The following is a 21128-nucleotide window of genomic DNA, read 5'->3' as shown; positions in this document are numbered from 1 at the left end:
AACAAAGGTACGAAAAGGTTTTTGGATTGATATGTTTCTCTTTTTTTTTCCAAGAATTAGGAGATTATTTTTCTATTTCTTAAAAATATTAGGAATTTCACAGATAGGAATAGGTCTAATTTTGTGCTCGTTTTTTTTGTGTAGATATTGATATTTTTTCAAAATATCATATTCTCTCCCTTTAAAGGTTTCATGAAAATTTTTTTCCTTTTTTTCTGCGATTTTCATGGCCCATTCTAATTCTTCATAAGTAGCTTCTAACTGATCTTCATCTGATCTTTGATCTTCCCATAATCCATCTGTAGGTTCAGCTTTTTGTATTCCATCAATAATATTTAATTCTTTGGCAAGAAAACGGATTTCACTTTTAGTTAAATCTGCTATAGGATGTATATCGACACCTCCGTCTCCATATTTTGTAAAAAATCCAACTCCAAAATCTTCTACTTTATTTCCAGTTCCTACCACTAAATAATTCTCTATATTTGCATAATAATATAGAGTTAACATACGGATACGAGATTTTGCATTGGCTAAGGCCAAAGGTTTATTTTTTTTTTCTGTAATATTATCATTCATAGTGTGAATAAAAGAAGTGAATAAAGAAGATAGATCTTTTTTTAGATGATGAACATTTAAAAATCTAGATTTTAAAAAATTTACATGTTGTTCAGATAGAAAATTTGGATTTTTTTCTAAAATAGGCATTTCTAATGTGAAAGTTGGGTATTTAGTCATAGCGACTAACATGGAGGCCACAGCAGAATCTATACCTCCGGATATTCCAATAACAAAACCATTTGATTGAGTTTTTTTGATGTATTTTTTTAACCACTGCACAATATAGCGAACTATTTTTTTTGCATTATTTATCATTTTAAATAGATTTTAGATATTTTGGTTGTGAAAAAAAATAATAAATAAAATAAAGATGACTTTGATCCTAAATTTGGAAACTTCTACAAAAAATTGCTCGGTTAGCATAGCAAGAAACGGTATATGCTTAATCTCCATAGAAGAACATACGGATAAACATCTTCATTCAGAAAAATTACATACATTTATACAATATGCTATAAAAATTTCCAAAATTAATATAAATGATTTACAATCCATTTGTGTAAGTCAAGGTCCAGGGTCCTACACTTCCTTAAGAATAGGAGTTTCTGCTGCTAAAGGTTTATGTTATGCTTTAGGAATTCCCTTATTATCATTAGATTCATTAACTATTTTGAGTCAAAAAATAGATGTCCAAGATGGATTTTTAATTCCTATGATACATGCAAAATCAGATCTTTTTTATACCACTTTATTTAATAAATATAAAAAAAGATTATGTCCTATTTCTATAAAGAAGTTTTGTGGTGATTTTTTCAAGTCTATAACAGAGAATAAAAAAGTATATTTATTTGGAAATATAATTTGTCCAAAAGTAGAGAAGTTATTTACGGATAATTTTCGTTTTATTTTTCCTATTTATCCATCTGCAATGGATATGTCTTCTCTTTCCTACGTGAAATTTTGTAATAAAAAATTCAATAACATTGAAGAATTTATTCCTTGTTATTTATAAAAAATAAAGAGTTTTTTGAATAAAATTATTAGAATAGGAACAAGAAATAGTCCACTAGCTATTTCTCAAGCAATAGAAGTTCAAAAAGTCCTTCATAGACTAGGTTATTGTTCTCATTTGTTTTTTATAAAATCTGAAGGAGATTTAATTCAAAATATTCCTCTTTATAAATTTAAAAAAGTAGGTATTTTCACTAGAAATTTAACTGATGTTCTTCTTTCTGGAAAAATTGATATGGCTGTGCATTCTTTAAAAGATGTTCCTACTAGTCTTCCAGAAAAAATAGTTCTTTCTGCTTATTTGAAGCGGGGAAGTTTTTCCGATTTATTAATATATCAAGGATCCAGTAATTTTTTATTGAATTCTAAAATAGAAGCCGTTATAGCTACCGGAAGTCTTAGAAGAAGGGCATTTTGGAAGAATCGTTATCCTCATCATACCATTGTGGATTTAAGAGGGAATATAAATACTCGATTAAAAAAATTATATAATAACTCTTGGAAAGGAGCTATTTTTGCTAAGGTAGGATTGGAACGTTTGGGATTATTAAATGATTTAGAAGGTTTTAATTTTAAAGTTTTGGATTGGATGATTCCTTCTCCTGGACAAGGAATTATTGTTGTTTCTACACGGAAAGACAATGAATGGATTCATTATTTAACTAAAGAATTAGATGATAGGAATACTAGATTATCTGCAAATATAGAACGTCAATTTTTGAAAACTTTAGGAGGTGGATGTGTGACCCCTATTGGGGCCCATGCAATCATTAAAAATAAAATTATTTATTTTACCGGAATATTATTCAGTTTAGATGGCATGCAAAAAATAAGAAAAAAAAAAATAGGAACTAATTATAATGTTATAGGATATCAGTGTGCAAAGGAAATATTGGAGGAAGGAGGAAAAAAAATATTGGAGAATATGAGAATAAAAAATATTTCATAGTAAGAGTAAGAGGAGTAAGTAAGCATAGAAAGTCATGACCCAAATTATATTCCGAAATATATTACCATTTATAACTCCAATCACATTTTTCTATATAATTATTTCTTTAGGGTGGAAAACATCTCTAAATCCTGTTTTAGATATAGGGATCCTCATGGGAATAGTATTCATACTTAGCATTTTTCATTTTTGTTTTTTGTTCGAAAGGAGTCTTTATAAGGGATATAAATCCATGATTTTTTTATCTTTTTTTATTTTAATTACTTCTTTTATTTTTTCTGTTGGACAATTCTTTTTTTTCAAAACTGATAAGATAACAGATATACAAATAACCTTATTAATTTGTTTGACTTTATACATATTGATTCGTATTACTTATTTCATGCGAATAATATATGTAAAAATACATAATCCTGCTTTTATTTTTATTACTAGTTTTGTATTTCTATCTTTTTTAGGATCAGTCTTGCTTATGCTTCCGACTTCTACAGTTAAAAACATCTCGTTTATAGATGCTTTGTTTACTTCTACTAGTGCCGTTTGTGTGACAGGTCTAGTAGTATTAGATACCGCAAAAGATTTTACCTATTTAGGGAAAGTGATTATTCTAACGTTAGTAGAACTCGGAGGTTTAGGAATTTTAACCATCACTTCTTTTTTTAGTTATTTTTTTAGAGATGGTTTTTCTTTTAGAGAAGGAATATACATTAGCAATTTTTTGAATACAAAAACTACTAATAATGTTCTTAGTTTAGCCGTAAAAGTTGTTCTGTTTACTTTAACCGTAGAAATTATAGGAACTTTGTTAATTTATTTTTCTATTAATAAGGAAAAAAATTTCATAGAAACTGATAGTCCTTTGTTTTTTTCTATTTTCCATTCCATATCCGCTTTTTGTAATAGTGGATTTTCTACTCTTAGTAAAGGTCTTTATTCTGAATCTGTTAGGTTTAATTATCTATTACAATTTATTATTGCCTGTTTATTAATATTGGGAGGAATAGGTTTTAATATTTTATTTAATTTTTTTACATATATATGGATTACATTCCAAAAATATTTTTATAAAGTTTTTAAAGAGGAATATTTTAGACATCCTGCTCATATTGTTACTTTGAATACAAAAATTGTTGTATTCACAACCTTTATTTTACTTTTTTTTGGAACCATTTTTTATTATTTCAGTGAATTGCATTTCTCTCTTATCGAACATCCTTCTTTTACTGGAAAATGGATTGCTTCATTTTTTTCTTCTGCCACATCTAGAACAGCAGGATTTCAAGTATTGAACCTGAATAAATGGACTCCTCTTACTATATTATTTACTATTTTTTTGATGTGGATTGGAGCATCCCCCGCTTCTACAGGTGGAGGAATTAAGACAAGTACTTTTGCATTAGCCTTAATGAATGTTATTTCTTTATCTAGAGGAAAGAATCGATTAGAAATTCAAAGAAAAGAGATTTCTTCAGAATCTGTTAGACGTTCTTTTGCTATTATCATATTATCTTTAATTGTTATATATATAAGCATTTTGATTATTCTTTTTTTGGATCCAGAAAAAGAGATTTTATCCATTTCTTTTGAAGTTTTTTCCGCTTTTTCAACAGTAGGATTATCTTTAGGAATTACTTCTAATTTATCTAATGGAAGTAAGTTAGTGTTAATCATTTTAATGTTATTAGGAAGAATTGGAGTTTTTAATATTATGGTAGGATTATTAAAAAATAGAATAAATAGTCATTATTATTATCGGTTTCCTCAAGGAAATATTCTCATAAATTAATGATATTATGAAAATTATTATTATCGGTTTAGGAAATTTTGGAAGATCTTTAGCTCTCAATTTAACAGACAATGGTCATGAAGTTTTTGGAGTAGACCATAAAATGGAAAAAGTGGACTTATTAAAAGATCATATAGCTAATGTTGTATGTATGGATGCTAATAATGAAGCCGCTTATAAAGTCTTGCCGATACAACAAGCTGATTTAGGAATTGTAGCTATTGGAGAAAACGAAGGATCATCAATAGTAACTACGGCGATACTAAAAAAATATAAACATCTTAGAATAGTTAGTCGATCTTTATCAAAAATACATGATACTATATTAGAGGCCATGGGGATTAACGATGTTGTACATCCAGAACAAGACGCCGCTTTCCGATTAACTAAACAAATATCCTTTAATTATGCTTTAGATTATTTTAGAGTGGATAATAAATATTCTATTGCAGAAGTTTTTTCTCCATATTCCTTTAATGGAAAGTCTGTGAAAAGTCTAAAATTAACACAAAAATATTCCGTTTCTTTAATCACTGTAATACGAGATATTAAAATTCCGATGTCGCATAAGGGAAATTCATCCACAAGAAAAGTGATCGGATTGGTGACTGGAGATACGATTCTGCAAAAAGGAGATATATTAACACTTTTTGGATCTAATAAATCCATAATGAATTTTGTAAAAGAAAAAAATTATGATTAAAATTCTTATCACTAAATCTGTAAATTTTCCTTCTTTTTTTTCAAAAAAGTTTTTTTTATTAAATCTTGTGATTTTTTATCCGTAAAGTATTCTATTTTACAAAAAAAACCTATTCTATTAAATGATCGATTTATTTTTACTAGTTATAATGGAGTAAAAGGATTTATATATAATTTTGGAAAAGATCTTTTGAAGAAAAAAAAAATTTGGAAATTTTTCTTTTATTTTGAGAAAAAATTATGTACAAGATCTTATAGATGACATTTTTATAAAAAATTCCAATAAGTCTTATGATTGGTTTTGTGGAAAAAATAATCTACTTAAAAAGAGTAATGACAAAGTTTTCCAAAAAAAATATTCTTTTAAATCGATATGAAGTTTATCAAACTTTTTTTCTTCCTCATAAAATAGAAAATCTATCCAGTTATCATGGAATCATATTTTTTAGTCCTTCTGGAGTAAAATCGTTTTTTCTAAAAAACAAAATACTGGATGACTACAAAACAGAATTTTTTGCTATAGGAAGAACTACAGCAAAATCTGTTTCAAGATATTTGAATAAAGAAATCTGGATTCCAGATATCCCTTCTATGAAAGAAGTTCTTCTTTTTGTAAGAAAACTTTGTTTCCATAAGTAAAAACCGTCATTTTTATTTATATATAAGGATATTTGTATTTTTTACTTTCTTGAAAAAGAGGGTTTCCAATAGAATGAAGTTTTTTCTTGTTTAAGTTGCTAAATAAAATATAGCAAAAAATAGAACCTATCAATAGGAAAGATCCAATTTCAGATAATCCAAATTTAGGATCAAAGATTCCATTTACATCTGGAGCTATTAAATTGTATATATCTATATAATGTCCAAAAAGTAATATACTAGCAATTGTAAAGACTATTCTTGGATTAGTTTTACATCTGCTGCTCATTAAACCTAAAAAAGGAATCAAAAAATTTGAAATGAGCATCCAAAAATGAATAGATCCGTAGACTTCTTCTCTTTTTAGAAAAAAAGAAATTTCTTCCGGGATGTTTCCGTACCAATAAAGGATAAACTGTGAAAACCACAAATAAGTCCACAGTAAACTAGTGGAAAAAAGATATTTACTTAAATCATGTAAGTGATTTTCATTAAAGAAAGGTAAACATCCTTTCTTTTTTAGATAAATAGCAATTATAGTAATGGTGCTTATTCCTGTTACTATATAGGTACTTAAAACATACCAACTAAATAAAGTACTAAACCAATGAGGATTCAAGGACATTATCCAGTCCCATCCCATAAAAATAGATGTGATAGAAAAAAATATTATAAATATGATAGATAAAAAATTTAGTTTTTTGTAATCCTTCAAAGAACATGTTTTATCTAAAATAGAAGATGTTTTTTTTATTTTGAAATAAAAAAAACACCAGCCAATTATATAAATAAAACTTCTGATTAAGAAAAAGGGAATGTTTAAAAATAACTTTTTACTTGCAATGACTTTATCATATTCTAAAGAGGTCGGATCATATAAAGTGGGATCCATCCAATGAAATATATGAATGTAATCCATAGCATTTAATAATAATATTATTAGAATCATCACTCCTCCATATGGAAGAAAAGAAGAAACTTCTTCCATGATAGGATGGATGATAATGGACCATCCTGATTTTGATACATATTGTATTCCTAAAAAAAATAAAGATCCTAGAGAAATACTGGTAAAATAAAATAGAGACATATATAATCCTATCCAAGGTTTATTTTCTGTTTTTTCGGCTTTTTGGAAAGCATTTTTTTTATTTTCCGTGGATTTCCTTTCTAAGAAAAGTTCTTTTTTTTTGGAAAAAAAAATTTTCTTTGAAAAAAGAATTTGATCAAAAAAAAGAAGAAAAAAACCTATGAGCATTATAAAAATAATAATTTTTTTATTTTTTTGAGAAAATTGATACATCTTTTATTTTTATTTATTCTTTAGAATCATTATATATTCTGCTACTTTCCATCTATCTGTTTCATTTAATTGAGAGGCGTAGGAACTCATGTTATTTTTTCCATAAGTAATCACATGATAAATACTTCCAATAGTAATGTCTCTATCCTTATAACTGGGAATTCCTAATATTTTTTCTTTTTTTACTAAAAAACCTTGTCCATCTCCATTTTCTCCATGACATATAGAACAATTAATTTTATAGATATTTTTTCCATCTTCTATGATTTTATTTAATTCTTTTTTATTACTCTTTTGTAAAGGAGATTTCAATATTTTTTTAGATAGATTATATCCTTTCTGGGTCCCATCAGGTTGGTAAAAATTAAATCCATAAGAATTTCTTGGAATAGTTCCTTTCACAGGCAAAAGAGATGAAGTTTTCCCTTTTATAAAAAGAGGAATTCCACTTTTTTTAAGAGTTTTTTTATAATTTGGATATGGATCTGAATAAGGCTCGTATGCATCTGAGTAGTACATATCAGGCATATATACTCTATTAGGTTTTGATTTATCAAACCAACAAGAATTCAGTGTCATAAAAAGGATAAGAACATAAAGATATTGATTTTTCATGTTTGAACTATTTTAGTTATATTCACTTCCATAGCTCCATTTTCTTTTAAAAAATTCCGTAACTTTTCAGCATTTTCTTCTGTATAAATTTCTATTAGAAACATATTATCAGTAGTTCTAGGATCCGGATTTTTTGGAGGAGATCCTGGAAATAATTTACATTGAAAAAGATAAGTGATGCACATAAAATGTGCAGAAAAAAAAATAGACAATTCAAATATTACAGGAATAAAAGAAGGAAGATTGCGAATCCAAGAATAAGATGGTTTTCCTCCAATATTTTGCGGCCAATCATAAATCATTGTATACCAAGTAAGTATACTAGATGTAACAAATCCTAGAAGTCCATAAATAAAAGATAAAAAGGACAAATTTGTTTTTTTTAATTCAAGTAATTTATTCAAATTATGAATGGGAAAAGGAGAATAAACTTCATGTATATTTACGTTCTTTTTTCGAAGAATTTTTAAATGATTTATCATTAAATCTTCATGATCATATAATGCCTGAATATTAAATACGGATTTAATCATTTTTTGTTATATTTTTTTTGGAACATTTCAACGTCAATATTGTTTTTAGTTCTGCCTGTGATATAACTGGAAATACACGTATGTATAACAAATAAAGAACGAAAAAAAAACCAATAGTTCCTATAAATATTCCTACATCCACAAATGAAGGCATAAAACCAGTCCAAGAAGAAGGCAAATAATCATGACTTAGATTTAAAACGATAATATCAAACCTCTCAAACCACATTCCAATATTGATGAAAATTGCTATTATATAAGACCAAAAAAAACTCCTTCTTACAGATCTAATCCATAAAAATTGGGGAATCAATACATTGCAAATAATTAACGCCCAAAAAGCCCACCAAAATGGTCCTGTTGCAGCTTTTGCAGAAAAATAAGTGAACTCTTCAAAAGGACTGCTAGAATACCATGCAAGAATAAATTCGGATATATAAGCTAATAAAACTATTCCTCCTGTTAATAAAATAATCATATTCATATACTCAATATGATTTCTAGTTATATAACTTTCTAAAGAAAGGACTTTTCTAGCTACTCCTAATAGAGTTTGGACCATTGCAAAACCTGAAAATATAGCTCCAGCTACAAAATAAGGAGGAAATATAGTGCTATGCCAACCCTTAATCACAGAAGTAGAAAAATCAAATGAAACAATAGTATGTACTGAAAAAACTAATGGAGTGCATAGTCCAGCTAGCAACAAAGAAATTTCTTCAAATCTTTTCCAATCTTTAGATGTTCCTCCCCACCCAAAACTAAGAATGCCATATATTTTTTTCTGTATAGGATCTGTGACTCTATCTCTGATCATAGCAAAATCTGGAATTAATCCCATAAACCAAAAAACAGTAGAAACAGAAAAATAAGTACTAATAGCAAATACGTCCCATAAAAGTGGAGAATTAAAATTAGGCCACAAAGAACCAAATTGATTTGGAATCGGTAAAACCCAATGAGCATTCCATGGTCTTCCCATGTGTATAATAGGAAATAATCCAGCTTGAATAACCGCAAAAATAGTCATAGCTTCAGCTGATCGGTTAATAGATAAACGCCATTTTTGACGAAACAATAATAGAACAGCAGAAATCAAAGTTCCAGCATGACCAATTCCAACCCACCAAACAAAATTAGTAATATCCCAAGCCCAATTTATAGTTCTATTTAAACCCCATACTCCTATTCCCGTCCCTATAGTATAAAAGATGCATCCTAAACCCCACAAAAAAGCCATAATTGAGATTAATAAAGAAATCCACCATAGCTTTCCAGCTTTATTTTTTATAGGTCTCAAAATATCCTCGGTAATATTTTGAAATGTTTGATTTCCTATAATCAATGGTTCTCTTATAGAGGGTTCATGGTTTTTATTTAGTTTTAACATAATAATCCCTTCTTTCTATTTCAAGTTTCTAATCTTTAATTGATAGGATATATTCGGACGTATTCCGAGAAATTCCAGAAGTTTATAATTTCTTTGATCTTTAATTTTTTCTAAAATATGACTATTTTTGTCATTAACATCTCCAAAAGTAATTGCTTTTGTAGGACAAGAAATACTGCAAGCTGTTTCAAATTCTTCATCTTTTATCTTTCGATTTTCTTTTTTTGCAACTCCTATAACAGATTGTGTTCTTTGTATGCACAAAGAGCATTTTTCCATAACTCCTCTGCTTCTAACAACAACATCTGGATTAAGAACCATTTTTCCTAGATCGTTATTCATATGAAAATCAAACTTTTGGTTATTAGTATAATTAAACCAATTAAAACGTCTTACTTTATAAGGACAATTATTTGCACAATAACGTGTTCCTACACAACGATTATATGCCATCATATTTTGACCTTGCTCTCCATGAGATGTAGCTCCAACCGGACATACAGTCTCACAAGGAGCATTCTCACAATGCTGACACATGACAGGTTGAAAAGAAACCTTTGGATCTTTTAAAAATTCACCCCTAGAATTTTCTTTTTCAGAATAATATCTATCCACACGTAACCAATGCATATCTCTAGATTTTCTAATCTCTTCTTTTCCCACAATAGGAACATTATTTTCAGAATGACATGCAATAATACAAGCTCCACATCCAATACAAGCATTCAAATCTATAGATAGATGAAAATGATGACCTTTTTTATCTTTTTCTTTTACGACAGGGTCATTCCAAATAGAAATATTCTCTGGTGGAAGCATTCCTTTGTGAGTAAAAATTTTTTCTTCTTCATTCCAAATTTCTTTAGAATGTTTTAAAAAAGTTTCTAAATCTGTTTCTTTGACTAAGTTTCTTCCTGCAGTTGTATTTTGTAATTGAATACAAGCAAATTTATGTATTTTATTTACTTTTTTTATCTGTATATTTTTTTGTATCAAATGAAAATTTTCGTAAAGTACATAAGCATTTTTTCCTTTGATCATTTTAGAAAATTTTCCTATTTTTTGTCCATATCCAAAAGATAAACCTATAGAACCTATAGCTTGTCCAGGTTGAATATAAACAGGTAGATCTTTAATCAAGATTTTATGATCTTTGATTAAATCCACACAATGGCCATTCATAGCTCCTGTTCCTGTATACCAATTTTTTATTCCTATTTTTTTTGCATCATCATATGATATAGTTAAATAATTTTCCCAAGTAGTCCGCGTAATCGGATCTGGAAGTTCTTGAAGCCATGGATTGTCATGTTGATGGCCATCTCCTAGACTTGTTTTTGTGTATAATCTAAGTTCAAAATTTTTATCTAATTGATTTTTTTCATCTATATAATATTTCTTATTAGATAGAAGATTTTTTTTCTGGATAATATTTTCTTTTTTTTCCACTACTCCGTGAAACAAAGCTTCCTGAAAAGAGGAAACATTGGATTTTGGAATAATTTCTTTTTCCCAAATGTTTTTTAAGTATTCGTAATAATTTTTTTCTGGAGTTTTTCCCCAAATCATTAAAGAATCTTGAAATTGTCTTGTATTAAATATACACTGAATGGTAGGCTGAATGAGGGTGTAAATCCCTGTGACAGGATGAGTATCTCCCCAACTTTCTAACCAATGAGGAATAGGAGTTAATACATCCATTAATTCATTGGTTTCATCTTTTTTCATAGAAAAAGATATAGTAACTGGTATTTTTCTTAAAAATTTTTTTAGAGAATGAGAAAGAGAATAAGGAAGACTATAGACTGGATTAGTGTTATGAATTAATAAAGCTCCAACTTTTTCTTTTTCTAAATTCTTTATAAAGTCTTTTAGTTTATCATCATCACTTTCTTTTGATAAAACAAATTTATTTTTTTGTAAAGCTTGACTATGAATTTTTTTGTTTATTAAAAAAGAAAAAATATATGCTTCTTTACTTCCATCTGCAAAAACTACACTTTTTGATCCTTTTTTTTGAATTAAGTCAGTTATTTTTTTTCCCATTTCACTATTAGTATCTTTTTTAAGAACTAGTTTTTGGTAAACTTCAAACAACATTTTTTCTATATCTGATGGCTTTTTTGAAATACGAATGTCAGCATTTGCTCCAGATAGACTCATATTACTTTCTATCTGAATATGTTGTATCATAGATTTTTCTGGATTTTTATTCCTTGCATAAGAATTACTCATATTTTCCGGACTCCAATCTCCTAAAAAATCCGCATTGAAAGATACTATTAATTCAGTTTTTGATAAATCAAAAAGTGGAAAAGCCCGGAATCCAAATATTTCTTTCGCAGCATCTAAAGCTTTTGAATAAGAAATAGCATCATAAGTAATCCATTTTGTGGTTGGATAGGTTTTTGTAAAATCTTGGATTAATTTTTTTGTCGAAAAACTTGGATAAGAGGACGAAAGAATCACAATATCTTTTTCTATTTCTGATATTTTTTCTAAATGGGAAATGACATAACTATCTATTTGATTCCAAGAGCATTTATTTCCCTTAATGAAAGGATTTTTTAATCTTTTTTCATCATAAAGAGATAACAAAGAGGATTGAATTCTAGCTGATGTGGTATTGAAATAATTGGAAGTTAGATTAGGTTCTATTTTTATAGGACGTCCTTCCCTTGTTTTAACTAATACACTTCCAATATCGAAGGAATCTATCATGGTAGATGCGTAATAGGTAGGGAGTCCTGGAGTAATCACTTCTGGTTTAACGACATAAGGAATAGATTTTATGACTGGACCTTTACATGCGGCTAAAGTAACAGAAGCTGTACTAAAACCTATCCATTTCAAAAAATCACGTCTAGAGGTTCTATTTTTTAAAAAATTTTTAATTGGGATATCTATTTTAGAAATAGCGTTTTCTTTTTTATTTGATTTCATCATAAATAGTTTATTAAGAAAAATAAATGACGGATTAAGTCATTTAATAGTGACATTTAGCACATTCCGTTCCACCAATCATATCTATGGTTATTTTTTTTCCTTTTCTTTTTTGGATAAAATTGGAAAAATATTCTTGATAATATTGATTATTAATGTCTATTTCTGTTTTTCTATGACAAGAAATGCACCATTCCATGGTAAAATTTTGAGACATTTCTACTTGATCCATATTTTGAACATCTCCATGACAAGCATTACAAGTTAAATCTACTTTGTTTGATTTTTTGATCATTTTTTCTCCTGTTATTATATGTTGAGAATGATCAAAATAAACAAAATCAGGCATATTGTGTATTCGGATCCATTGAATAGGATTTATTTTTTTAGAATATTCTCTTTTTTCTGGATTCCAACCCACCGAATGGTATATTTTTTGGATTTCCTGATTATAGACTTCTCTACTCTTTCCATTTTCAATATAATCGCCTTTATATTCATTGATAGTAATATGACAATTCATACAAATATTTGCAGAAGGAATTCCAGATACTTTGCTATATTTTGCTGAAGTATGACAATACTGACAATCTATTCCATTAATTCCAGAATGAATTTTATGAGAAAAATAAATGGGTTGTTCTGGTTTGTATCCTTTATTTATATCTATTTTCATTAAAAATATCCAAATTCCGTATATTCCTAATATGAATAAAAATCCTATAAAACAAGATAGGAAAGCGAAATTTTTTCTCTTCTTTCCTAAAAATTTAAATAAAACAGTATATATCCAAAAATATTTTTTATCTTTTTTCTGATAAAGGAGATCCTCGTTTAGTAATAATTTAGTTAAAACTTGAATTTTGTATAAAATCCAAAGTAAAATTGCAGATAAAATACTAAGTCCAAAAACAATTATTTTAATTAAAAATGGATCTTCTTCCAATTCTAACTTGGCATTTTTTTCCTCTTTCTCCTCAGCGGTACTTTCTTTCTTGATGACAGGATTTTTGATAAAAGATAATATATCATCTATTTCCTGTTCGGATAATTGAGGAAATAAATTCATTTCCACATTTCCATATTCTTTGTAAATAGCTATAGCGTCTTTATCTCCACTTTCTCGAAGAGATTTGTTATCCACAATCCATTTATGCAACCATTCTCTGCTTCTTTTTTCTATTACACCAGCTAAAGGGGGTCCTATCATTTTCTTTTCTAAATCTATAGAATGACAAGACGTGCAATTCTTCTTAAAAAGTTCTGCTCCTTTTTTTGCATTTCCTTCTATATTTTTTGCTTCAATTTTTAGAAAAAAAGAAAAGAAAAAAAGGAAAAGAAATAAAAAATATTTCATAGTTATATTGATGAATACATACATTATCTCTATAGACTCTACATTAATTCCACAAATTAATAGAATAAAAGAAAAAAATCCCATTTTTTGGGAAAAAAAATTCGTAAATTCCTTTAATTTATTTTTAAATTTGTTTTTTATTCTATGCAATATGAATAGAATTTTTTTCTTAATCATCATAACAATAATAATGTTTAATTCTTTGAAAGCTGATCAAGTACCTAAAATTAGATTTTTTGAGGAAATCCTGTCAAATGGACTACATGTTATTTTACACCAAGATAACACAAATCCTTTGGTATCTATTTCTGTTTTATATCATGTAGGAACTAAAAATGAATCTCCCGGAAAATCCGGTTTTGCTCATTTTTTTGAACACCTAATGTTTGAAGGTTCTAAAAATATTAAAAGAGGAGAATTTTTCAAACATATAGCTTCCAATGGAGGAAAAAATAATGCTTATACTAATCATGATGAGACTTGTTATTACGAAGTTTTGCCATCAGATCGCCTTCCTTTAGCTTTATGGTTGGAATCTGAAAGGATGCTTCACGCAAAAATAGATAAAGAAAGCATTAATATTCAAAGAGAAGTAGTTAAAGAAGAAAAAAAAATGCAAATAGAAAATCAACCGTATGCTAAAGCTATCTCAGAAATTATTCCTTCTTTATTATTTAATAAACATCCTTATAAATATCCTATTATTGGTTTTGAAAAAGATTTAGATTCTGCTACAGAAGTGGATTATAAAAGATTTTATGAAACTTATTATGTTCCCAATAATGCCACTTTAGTGGTAGCAGGTGATTTTGATATGAAAGAAGCAAGAGATTTGATTAGTACATATTTTTCTCCTATTCCAAAAGGAAAAATAGATTTTCACATGAAGAGGATAGAAGAAAATCCTATTAGAAAGGAAATTTTTTCTACTTATGTAGATAAAAACACTAAAGTTCCCGGTGTTTTTTTGTCGTATAGACTTCCAAAAATAACGGATAAAGATTCTTATGTATTAAAAATTATAGATCATATCCTTTCTTCTGGAGAAAGTTCACGGATAATGAAAAATGTAGTAAATAAAAAACAGTTAGCTTCTTATGCAGGATCTTTTTTGGATGCGATGGAGGATTACGGGATTTTTATTATATACGGATTAATAAATCCTGGAGTGACTTTAGACAAATTAACAAAAGTTATAGATAAAGAGATAGAAAATTTAAAAAAAAATGGAATAACATCGTATGAATTAGAAAAACACAAGAACTTTTTTGAAAAAAAATTTCTTTTCGATAATTATTCTATGAGTGGAATAGCAGCAAATTTAGCTCATTATCATTTATACTATAAAGATGCAGATTTAATTAATACAGATATAGAAAAATATCGTGAAATATCTGTAGAAGATATTAAGATAGTTGCTAATAAATATTTAAATAAAAATAGTAGAGTACGTTTATATAATGTTCCAGTTAGTTAAATTTTTTAATCAAAAAATTATTTTTTTGTAATAACCATCAACATTTTTTTTCATACAAGTATGTTTTCTCAAATAGTTAATCGTAGTTTTCCTCCTAAGTCTTTAACAAGAAAGACTGTTATCAATATTGAAAAGCCTAAATTTTTTCAAATGAAAAATGGGTTAAAAGTTTTAGTTGTAGAAAATCATAAACTTCCTTTAGTTAGAGTAGGTTTAGAATTGGACTATAAACCTTTTTTGGAAAAAGACAAAGCTGGAATAAAAAAAATTTTTGGACAAATGCTTCGTTCTGGAACAAAGAATTCTTCTAAGGAAGAATTGGATGAAATAATTGATTATATAGGAACCACTATGTATACTTCTTTTTCAGGAATATCTATTTCTACTTTAAAAAAACATTTAGAGAAGTCTATTGCTATTATGAGTGATATTTTGATGAATAGTCAATTTGATAATTCTAAAGAATTGGAAAAAATAGTAAAACAAAAGATTATAGATATCAACTTATCAGAAAAGGATCCAAATGCCATTTTGCAACGGGTACGAAATGTTTTGTATTTTGGAAAAGATCATCCTTATGGAGAATATGAAACTTACGATACAATAAAAAACATTACTCTTAAAGATTTAAAGAAATTGTATCGAAAATATTACATTCCAAATACCTCCTATCTTTCTTTTATAGGAGATGTATCTTTAAAAGAAGCGAAACAATTATGTGAACATTATTTATCTAAATGGAAAAAAGGATCTTGTTCTCAAGGAAAAAAGATTTTAAAAAAATCAAATATTTCTCCAAAAATAGAAATAGATTTAGTGGATATTCCTTCTCTTACTCAATCTACCATTTGTTATGGGGGACCTATCTATTTTCAGAAAAATGATCCGACTTATTTCTCTTCTATTTTAGCTAATGGAATTCTTGGAGGAGGACCTCAAAGTCGTTTATTTTTAAATCTTCGAGAAAAAAAAGCTTATACATATGGAATTTATTCTGTTTTAAAATCAGATAGGGATATAGGTTATTTTTCTGTTTATACTCAAGTAAGAAATGGAGTAACAGATCAAGCTATAAAAGATATTCTAAAAGAAATTGTAGAAATTACTACCAATAAAGTTACCCCAGAAGAATTGAATATTAAGAAAAAAGAAATTTGTGGTTTATTTATTCTAGATTTAGAAGATCCAAATAGAATTAGTGATCTTTTTATAAGTGAATTAAAAAACAATCTTCCAAGTGGATTCTACAAAAATTATTTGAATAGTGTTCAGTCTGTAACTATTTCGGATGTACATTCTTCATGTAAAAAATTTTTTTCTGTAAAAAATGGGAGAATTTTAATTATAGGAAAAGCTAATGAGATTTTACCCATTTTGAGAAATTTTGATTATCCTATTCGTTTTTTTGATAAATTTGGAACAATGTTAAAATGAGTATAATAAAATGAAAGAAGATTATTCCTCCTTAGAGGATCGTATTGTTTCTGTATTGAAAAGAATATATGATCCAGAAATACCGGTAGATATTTATGAACTTGGTCTTATTTATGATATACAAGTTTTTCATGAAAAAGAGGTCAAAATAGTCATGACACTCACTACATCGAATTGTCCCGTTGCAGATAGTTTGCCTATAAAAGTCAAAGAGAAAGTTCAGTCTATTGAGGGAATTAAAAAGGTGGATGTAATTTTAACGTTTGATCCTCCTTGGAGTAGAGAATTTATGAGTGAAGAAGCTCGTTTAGAACTTGGAATGTTGTAAATCTTTAATATATATATGAGCATTTTTAGTTTACTATTTTATGGATTATTAATTCTTTTAATCTTTTCTTTTTTTTCTAGTTTTGTTTTTATAGTTCATCAAGAAACAGCCTCTATTGTTGAAAGACTTGGAAAATTTCATAGTATTCGTCAAGCGGGATTACATTTAAAGATTCCTTTCATAGATAATGTAATAGGAAAATTAACATTGAAAATTCAACAATTAGATATTTTAGTGGATACAAAAACTAAAGATAATGTTTTTGTGAAAGTAAAAATATCGGTTCAATTCCAAGTGATTAAAAATAAAGTATATGAAGCTTTTTATAAATTGGATAATTCTCATTCACAAATTACTTCCTATATATTTGATGTTGTGAGAGCTGAAGTTCCAAAAATGCGTTTAGATGATGTTTTTGAACGAAAAGATCATATAGCTCTTGTTGTAAAGGGAGAGCTAGAAGGTGCCATGTTAAATTATGGATATTCTATTATTAAAGCTTTAGTTACAGATTTGGATCCAGATGAACAGGTGAAACAAGCAATGAATCGCATTAATACAGCTGAAAGAGAAAAAGTAGCTGCTGAATATCAAGCGGAAGCTGAAAGAATTAAAATAGTGGCTAAAGCTAAAGCAGAGGCTGAAAGTAAAAAATTACAAGGAAAAGGAACAGCAGATCAACGTAGAGAAATAGCTAGAGGAATTTTAGAATCTGTAGAAGTTTTAAACAATGTAGGAATCAATTCACAAGAAGCATCTGCTTTAATTGTCGTTACGCAACATTATGATACCCTTCAATCTATGGGAGAAAGTTCCAATGCTAATTTAATTTTATTGCCTAATTCTCCGGGAGCTGCTAGTGAAATGTTGAATAATATGATAACTTCATTTAATATATCTAGTCAGATTGGAGAATCTATAAAAAAGAAAAATGACAATAAAAATAGTAAAAAAAATAAATAAAATTACATGGAAATAATAGGAAGAGTTAAGAAATTATTTGATATTCAAAAATTTGATAGTGGATTTAAAAAAAGAGAAATGGTTCTTACTACGGAAGAACCGTACCCTCAAAATATATTGATAGAATTTATTCAAGATAAAGTGGATTTACTAGGATCTATAAGACCAGAGGACAAAATAAAAGTTTTTATCAATATTCGTGGAAGAGAATGGACAAATCCAGAAGGAATTATCAAATATTTTAATTCGATCCAAGGATGGAAAATTGAAGAAATTCAGCATACTATAGAAAATAAAACATCTATATCTCCATCTTTATCCTCATCTTCGGAGGATTTTGATGATTTACCTTTTTAATAGATTGTTGTTTATCAGTTTTTGATAGATAATGTCATTTTTAGGATTCCATCCCCTAGATGGAGAATATTCTTTTCCGTAAGAAATGATTTGAAGGTGTAATTTTTTCCAATTTTTTTTCGAAAAAAAACGTTTGGCATCTTTTTCTGTTTGTCTTATATTTTTTCCGTTACTTAGTTCCCATCGAAACATCATTCGATGAATATGAGTATCTATAGGAAATACAGGTTCTTTTGATACATGAGACAAGAAAACGGAGGCTGTTTTATGGCCTATACCTGGTAAAGATTCTAATTCAAAAATACTTTTTGGAATAATTCCATCATATTTTTTTATTAAAGTAATGGATAAATCATAAATATTTCTAGACTTTCTGTTATAAAGTCCAATATGTTTTATATGATTTTGAATATTTATCACAGATAATTGAATAATATCTTGAGGTTTTTGAATTGTTTTAAACAAGAGTTTTGTTATTTGGTTCACTTTTTTTTCCTGACTTCTTGAGGTTAATAGGATTGCTATAAGTAAAGTAAATTCATTAGTGTAGTATAAGGAACTAATTGGATTAGGATAAATAAAATTTAAAATATCTGTGATAATTTTTATTTTTTTTTCTATTTCTAACATTAAATTCTATTCTATAGTTTTTGAATGATAACTTGAACACCATCTTTTTTTTCATTCATTTTCAATGTAATTTGATTTCCTTTTTTTAAGGTTTCACTAATGATACATTCCGATATAGGATTTTTTATGAATTTTTCTATAATTCTTTTTAATGGACGAGCTCCATATTCTTTATCAAATCCTTTTTTTTCAATAAAATTTTTTACTTCAGGAAGCAGTATTAATTGATATCCTAAATTAGATATATGAGTATTTATTTTTTCTAATTCTAGATGAGTTATTTTAGATATATCCTCTGGTTTCAAAGAGTTAAAAAGAATAATGTCATCTATTCTATTTAAAAATTCTGGAGAAAAAGTACGTTTTAAAGCATGTTCTAAAATATTTTTATAATTATTCGATTTCCTAGCCTGAGTATAGAAACCAATTTCATGGCCAAATTCTTTTAATTTTTGGATTTCCGTGTTTGAAGTAAAAATGATTACGGTATTTTTGAAGTTGACTTTTCTTCCAAGGCTATCTGTCACACATCCATAATCCAACATTTGTAATAGAACATTAAATACTTCAGGATGCGCTTTTTCTATTTCATCCAGTAAAATGACAGAATAAGGTCTGCGACGTATAATTTCTGTTAGCTGCCCCCCTTCTTCGTAACCAACATAGCCAGGAGGTGCTCCTATTAGTCTAGAAACAGAAAATTTTTCCATATATTCACTCATATCAATGCGGACTAATGACTCTTCTGAATCAAATAATTCCCTAGCAAAAACCTTTGCTAAATAAGTTTTTCCTACACCAGTTTGTCCTAAAAAAATGAAAGATCCTATAGGACAATTAGGATCTTTTAATCCTGTTCTATTTCTTTGAACTGCTTTCACTATTTTTTCCACAGCTTCATCTTGTCCGATTATTTTTTCTTTTAGAAGATCTATCATTTTATTCAACTTTTTCATTTCAGCTTGAGCTATTCTATTTACCGGAATTCCACTCATCATAGATACTACTTCTTCTACGTTTTCTTCAGAAACAGTTTCTCTATTCTCTTTGGAAGACTCTTCCCAAGCTTTTTGTGCTTGTATTAATTGCTTTTCTATACGTTTTTCCGTATCACGAAGACGTGCAGCTTCTTCATATTTTTGACTTTTAACTACTTGGGATTTTTCTTCACGAATATTTTCCAATTCTTTTTCCAGAAGAACTATTTCTTGTGGAACTTTAATATTTTTAATGTGAACACGAGATCCTGCCTCATCTAATGCATCAATAGCTTTATCAGGAAAATAACGATCTACAATATATCGCCCAGTTAAGTGTACACAAGCCTTTATCGCATCTTCTGTATAAATTACATTATGATGACTTTCATATCTTCCTTTTATTTTTTTTAAAATTTCAATAGTTTCTTCTTCAGAAGAGGGTTGTACGATGATTTTTTGAAATCTCCGTTCTAATGCTCCATCTTTTTCTATATATTGTCTATATTCATTTAATGTAGTAGCTCCAATACATTGAATCTCTCCCCTCGCCAAAGCAGGTTTGAATATATTAGAAGCATCTAATGAACCTGTAGTCCCTCCAGCTCCAATCATTGTATGAATTTCATCGATAAAAAGAATTAAATCTGTATTTTTTTCGGATTCATTTATGATAGCTTTCATTCTTTCCTCAAATTGCCCCCTATATTTAGTTCCAGCTACTAAACTAGCTAAATCTAAAACAACTACTCTTTTATTATATAAAACTCTAGATACTTTTCTCTGCACAATACGTAATGCTAATCCTTCAGCTATAGCAGATTTCCCAACCCCTGGTTCTCCTATGAGAAGAGGATTATTTTTTTTTCTTCTACTCAGTATTTGAGAGACCCTTTCTACTTCTTTGTCTCTTCCCACTACGGGATCTAATTTTCCTTGAATAGCTATGGCGTTTAGATCTCTTCCAAAATTATCTAATACTGGAGTTTTACTTCGTATTGAAGCTCCTCCATAATAACTTGATCCCGTTCCACTTCCCCCAGATCCATAGGAAGTGGAACTATCATTTTCAATATCTTCATCTGAATAAGCAGAAGAAAAAAAAATTCTTTTTAAATACTTTTTTTCATTTATAAAAAAATTATGAATCATAAATTAAAATCATTAAAAATG

19 protein-coding genes are annotated in these 21128 nt (G+C 27.9%); 10 read left to right on the top strand and 9 right to left on the bottom strand.

Annotation, left to right across the window (positions count from 1 at the left end; genetic code table 11):
- Positions 1–72: 72 nt before the first annotated feature.
- A complete protein-coding gene (gene nadE, locus BPLAN_RS00350; RefSeq protein WP_012821232.1) occupies positions 73–876 on the bottom strand; it encodes an NAD(+) synthase in 804 nt (267 codons plus the stop codon).
- 55 nt (positions 877–931) lie between these two features.
- Between nadE and tsaB the strand changes: the two genes are divergently transcribed.
- The 5 genes from tsaB (at position 932) to BPLAN_RS00325 (ending at position 5648) form a co-directional block, all read left to right on the top strand.
- Positions 932–1573, top strand: a complete 642-nt coding sequence (tsaB, locus tag BPLAN_RS00345; protein ID WP_012821231.1) for a tRNA (adenosine(37)-N6)-threonylcarbamoyltransferase complex dimerization subunit type 1 TsaB — start codon at positions 932–934, stop codon at positions 1571–1573.
- A gap of 15 nt (positions 1574–1588) precedes the next feature.
- On the top strand, positions 1589–2521 hold the full coding sequence (gene hemC, locus BPLAN_RS00340; RefSeq protein ID WP_012821230.1) for a hydroxymethylbilane synthase: 933 nt from the start codon (positions 1589–1591) through the stop codon (positions 2519–2521).
- Between the two features lie 154 nt (positions 2522–2675).
- Positions 2676–4307 (top strand): TrkH family potassium uptake protein, encoded by a 1632-nt coding sequence (locus tag BPLAN_RS00335; protein WP_238523119.1) that lies wholly within the window; start codon positions 2676–2678, stop codon positions 4305–4307.
- 7 nt (positions 4308–4314) lie between these two features.
- Positions 4315–5010, top strand: coding sequence for a TrkA family potassium uptake protein (locus tag BPLAN_RS00330; RefSeq protein WP_012821228.1), 696 nt, complete (start codon positions 4315–4317; stop codon positions 5008–5010).
- Positions 5011–5300: 290 nt separating this feature from the next.
- Positions 5301–5648 (top strand): uroporphyrinogen-III synthase, encoded by a 348-nt coding sequence (locus BPLAN_RS00325; protein ID WP_041178270.1) that lies wholly within the window; start codon positions 5301–5303, stop codon positions 5646–5648.
- A 16-nt stretch (positions 5649–5664) separates the two neighbouring features.
- Here the strand turns inward: BPLAN_RS00325 and BPLAN_RS00320 are convergent, their stop codons facing one another.
- Genes BPLAN_RS00320 through BPLAN_RS00295 form a run of 6 tightly spaced genes read right to left on the bottom strand, consistent with a single transcriptional unit; the run spans position 5665 to position 13789 of the window.
- Positions 5665–6951, bottom strand: a complete 1287-nt coding sequence (locus BPLAN_RS00320) for a hypothetical protein (protein ID WP_012821227.1) — start codon at positions 6949–6951, stop codon at positions 5665–5667.
- Positions 6952–6960: 9 nt separating this feature from the next.
- Positions 6961–7566, bottom strand: a complete 606-nt coding sequence (locus BPLAN_RS00315; RefSeq protein WP_012821226.1) for a cytochrome c — start codon at positions 7564–7566, stop codon at positions 6961–6963.
- Positions 7563–8099, bottom strand: coding sequence for a DUF3341 domain-containing protein (locus tag BPLAN_RS00310; RefSeq protein WP_012821225.1), 537 nt, complete (start codon positions 8097–8099; stop codon positions 7563–7565). Before BPLAN_RS00310 ends, BPLAN_RS00315 begins: the two co-directional genes overlap by 4 nt.
- Entirely contained in the window at positions 8092–9489 is a 1398-nt protein-coding gene (gene nrfD / locus BPLAN_RS00305) for an NrfD/PsrC family molybdoenzyme membrane anchor subunit (RefSeq protein WP_012821224.1), read from the bottom strand. Before nrfD ends, BPLAN_RS00310 begins: the two co-directional genes overlap by 8 nt.
- 15 nt (positions 9490–9504) lie before the next feature.
- Positions 9505–12435, bottom strand: coding sequence for a 4Fe-4S dicluster domain-containing protein (locus BPLAN_RS00300; RefSeq protein WP_012821223.1), 2931 nt, complete (start codon positions 12433–12435; stop codon positions 9505–9507).
- A 40-nt stretch (positions 12436–12475) separates the two neighbouring features.
- Positions 12476–13789, bottom strand: a complete 1314-nt coding sequence (locus tag BPLAN_RS00295) for a c-type cytochrome (protein ID WP_041178294.1) — start codon at positions 13787–13789, stop codon at positions 12476–12478.
- A gap of 190 nt (positions 13790–13979) precedes the next feature.
- Here BPLAN_RS00295 and BPLAN_RS00290 point away from each other — a divergent pair, with 190 nt between their 5' ends.
- From BPLAN_RS00290 to BPLAN_RS00270, 5 genes are read left to right on the top strand one after another with little or no spacing between them, the layout of a single operon-like run.
- Positions 13980–15266 carry a pitrilysin family protein gene (locus BPLAN_RS00290; RefSeq protein ID WP_012821221.1) on the top strand — a complete coding sequence of 429 codons (1287 nt, stop codon included), beginning with the start codon at positions 13980–13982 and terminating at the stop codon, positions 15264–15266.
- Positions 15267–15326: 60 nt separating this feature from the next.
- Positions 15327–16700, top strand: coding sequence for a pitrilysin family protein (locus BPLAN_RS00285; protein WP_012821220.1), 1374 nt, complete (start codon positions 15327–15329; stop codon positions 16698–16700).
- 10 nt (positions 16701–16710) lie between these two features.
- The gene (locus BPLAN_RS00280) at positions 16711–17028 is read left to right on the top strand and encodes an iron-sulfur cluster assembly protein (protein WP_012821219.1); all 318 of its coding nucleotides are present in this window, start codon (positions 16711–16713) and stop codon (positions 17026–17028) included.
- A gap of 15 nt (positions 17029–17043) precedes the next feature.
- Positions 17044–17991, top strand: a complete 948-nt coding sequence (locus BPLAN_RS00275; protein WP_012821218.1) for an SPFH domain-containing protein — start codon at positions 17044–17046, stop codon at positions 17989–17991.
- 6 nt (positions 17992–17997) lie between these two features.
- Entirely contained in the window at positions 17998–18348 is a 351-nt protein-coding gene (locus BPLAN_RS00270) for a DUF3127 domain-containing protein (RefSeq protein ID WP_012821217.1), read from the top strand.
- Here the strand turns inward: BPLAN_RS00270 and nth are convergent.
- The gene (nth, locus tag BPLAN_RS00265) at positions 18337–18978 is read right to left on the bottom strand and encodes an endonuclease III (RefSeq protein ID WP_012821216.1); all 642 of its coding nucleotides are present in this window, start codon (positions 18976–18978) and stop codon (positions 18337–18339) included. The genes BPLAN_RS00270 and nth overlap by 12 nt on opposite strands.
- A gap of 11 nt (positions 18979–18989) precedes the next feature.
- The gene (locus BPLAN_RS00260) at positions 18990–21107 is read right to left on the bottom strand and encodes an ATP-dependent Clp protease ATP-binding subunit (protein ID WP_012821215.1); all 2118 of its coding nucleotides are present in this window, start codon (positions 21105–21107) and stop codon (positions 18990–18992) included.
- Between the last annotated feature and the right edge of the window lie 21 nt (positions 21108–21128).

Origin of the sequence: Blattabacterium sp. (Periplaneta americana) str. BPLAN (assembly GCF_000093165.1) — a bacterium.
In the GTDB taxonomy this organism is placed as follows: domain Bacteria; phylum Bacteroidota; class Bacteroidia; order Flavobacteriales; family Blattabacteriaceae; genus Blattabacterium.
The sequence above is the reverse complement of the archived record's forward strand: the minus strand, read 5'-3'. Positions and strand labels throughout refer to the sequence as shown.

Excerpts from the sequence above, each read along its gene's own strand:
- nrfD (WP_012821224.1), bottom strand. The coding sequence starts at position 9,489 with ATGTTAAAACTAAATAAAAACCATGAACCCTCTATAAGAGAACCATTG.
- BPLAN_RS00260 (WP_012821215.1), bottom strand. The coding sequence starts at position 21,107 with ATGATTCATAATTTTTTTATAAATGAAAAAAAGTATTTAAAAAGAATT.
- BPLAN_RS00315 (WP_012821226.1), bottom strand. The coding sequence starts at position 7,566 with ATGAAAAATCAATATCTTTATGTTCTTATCCTTTTTATGACACTGAAT.
- BPLAN_RS00330 (WP_012821228.1), top strand. The coding sequence starts at position 4,315 with ATGAAAATTATTATTATCGGTTTAGGAAATTTTGGAAGATCTTTAGCT.
- nth (WP_012821216.1), bottom strand. The coding sequence starts at position 18,978 with ATGTTAGAAATAGAAAAAAAAATAAAAATTATCACAGATATTTTAAAT.
- BPLAN_RS00325 (WP_041178270.1), top strand. The coding sequence starts at position 5,301 with ATGATTGGTTTTGTGGAAAAAATAATCTACTTAAAAAGAGTAATGACA.
- BPLAN_RS00335 (WP_238523119.1), top strand. The coding sequence starts at position 2,676 with ATGGGAATAGTATTCATACTTAGCATTTTTCATTTTTGTTTTTTGTTC.
- BPLAN_RS00290 (WP_012821221.1), top strand. The coding sequence starts at position 13,980 with ATGTTTAATTCTTTGAAAGCTGATCAAGTACCTAAAATTAGATTTTTT.
- BPLAN_RS00300 (WP_012821223.1), bottom strand. The coding sequence starts at position 12,435 with ATGATGAAATCAAATAAAAAAGAAAACGCTATTTCTAAAATAGATATC.
- BPLAN_RS00285 (WP_012821220.1), top strand. The coding sequence starts at position 15,327 with ATGTTTTCTCAAATAGTTAATCGTAGTTTTCCTCCTAAGTCTTTAACA.
- BPLAN_RS00270 (WP_012821217.1), top strand. The coding sequence starts at position 17,998 with ATGGAAATAATAGGAAGAGTTAAGAAATTATTTGATATTCAAAAATTT.
- BPLAN_RS00295 (WP_041178294.1), bottom strand. The coding sequence starts at position 13,789 with ATGAAATATTTTTTATTTCTTTTCCTTTTTTTCTTTTCTTTTTTTCTA.
- BPLAN_RS00310 (WP_012821225.1), bottom strand. The coding sequence starts at position 8,099 with ATGATTAAATCCGTATTTAATATTCAGGCATTATATGATCATGAAGAT.
- BPLAN_RS00275 (WP_012821218.1), top strand. The coding sequence starts at position 17,044 with ATGAGCATTTTTAGTTTACTATTTTATGGATTATTAATTCTTTTAATC.
- BPLAN_RS00320 (WP_012821227.1), bottom strand. The coding sequence starts at position 6,951 with ATGTATCAATTTTCTCAAAAAAATAAAAAAATTATTATTTTTATAATG.
- nadE (WP_012821232.1), bottom strand. The coding sequence starts at position 876 with ATGATAAATAATGCAAAAAAAATAGTTCGCTATATTGTGCAGTGGTTA.
- BPLAN_RS00280 (WP_012821219.1), top strand. The coding sequence starts at position 16,711 with ATGAAAGAAGATTATTCCTCCTTAGAGGATCGTATTGTTTCTGTATTG.
- tsaB (WP_012821231.1), top strand. The coding sequence starts at position 932 with ATGACTTTGATCCTAAATTTGGAAACTTCTACAAAAAATTGCTCGGTT.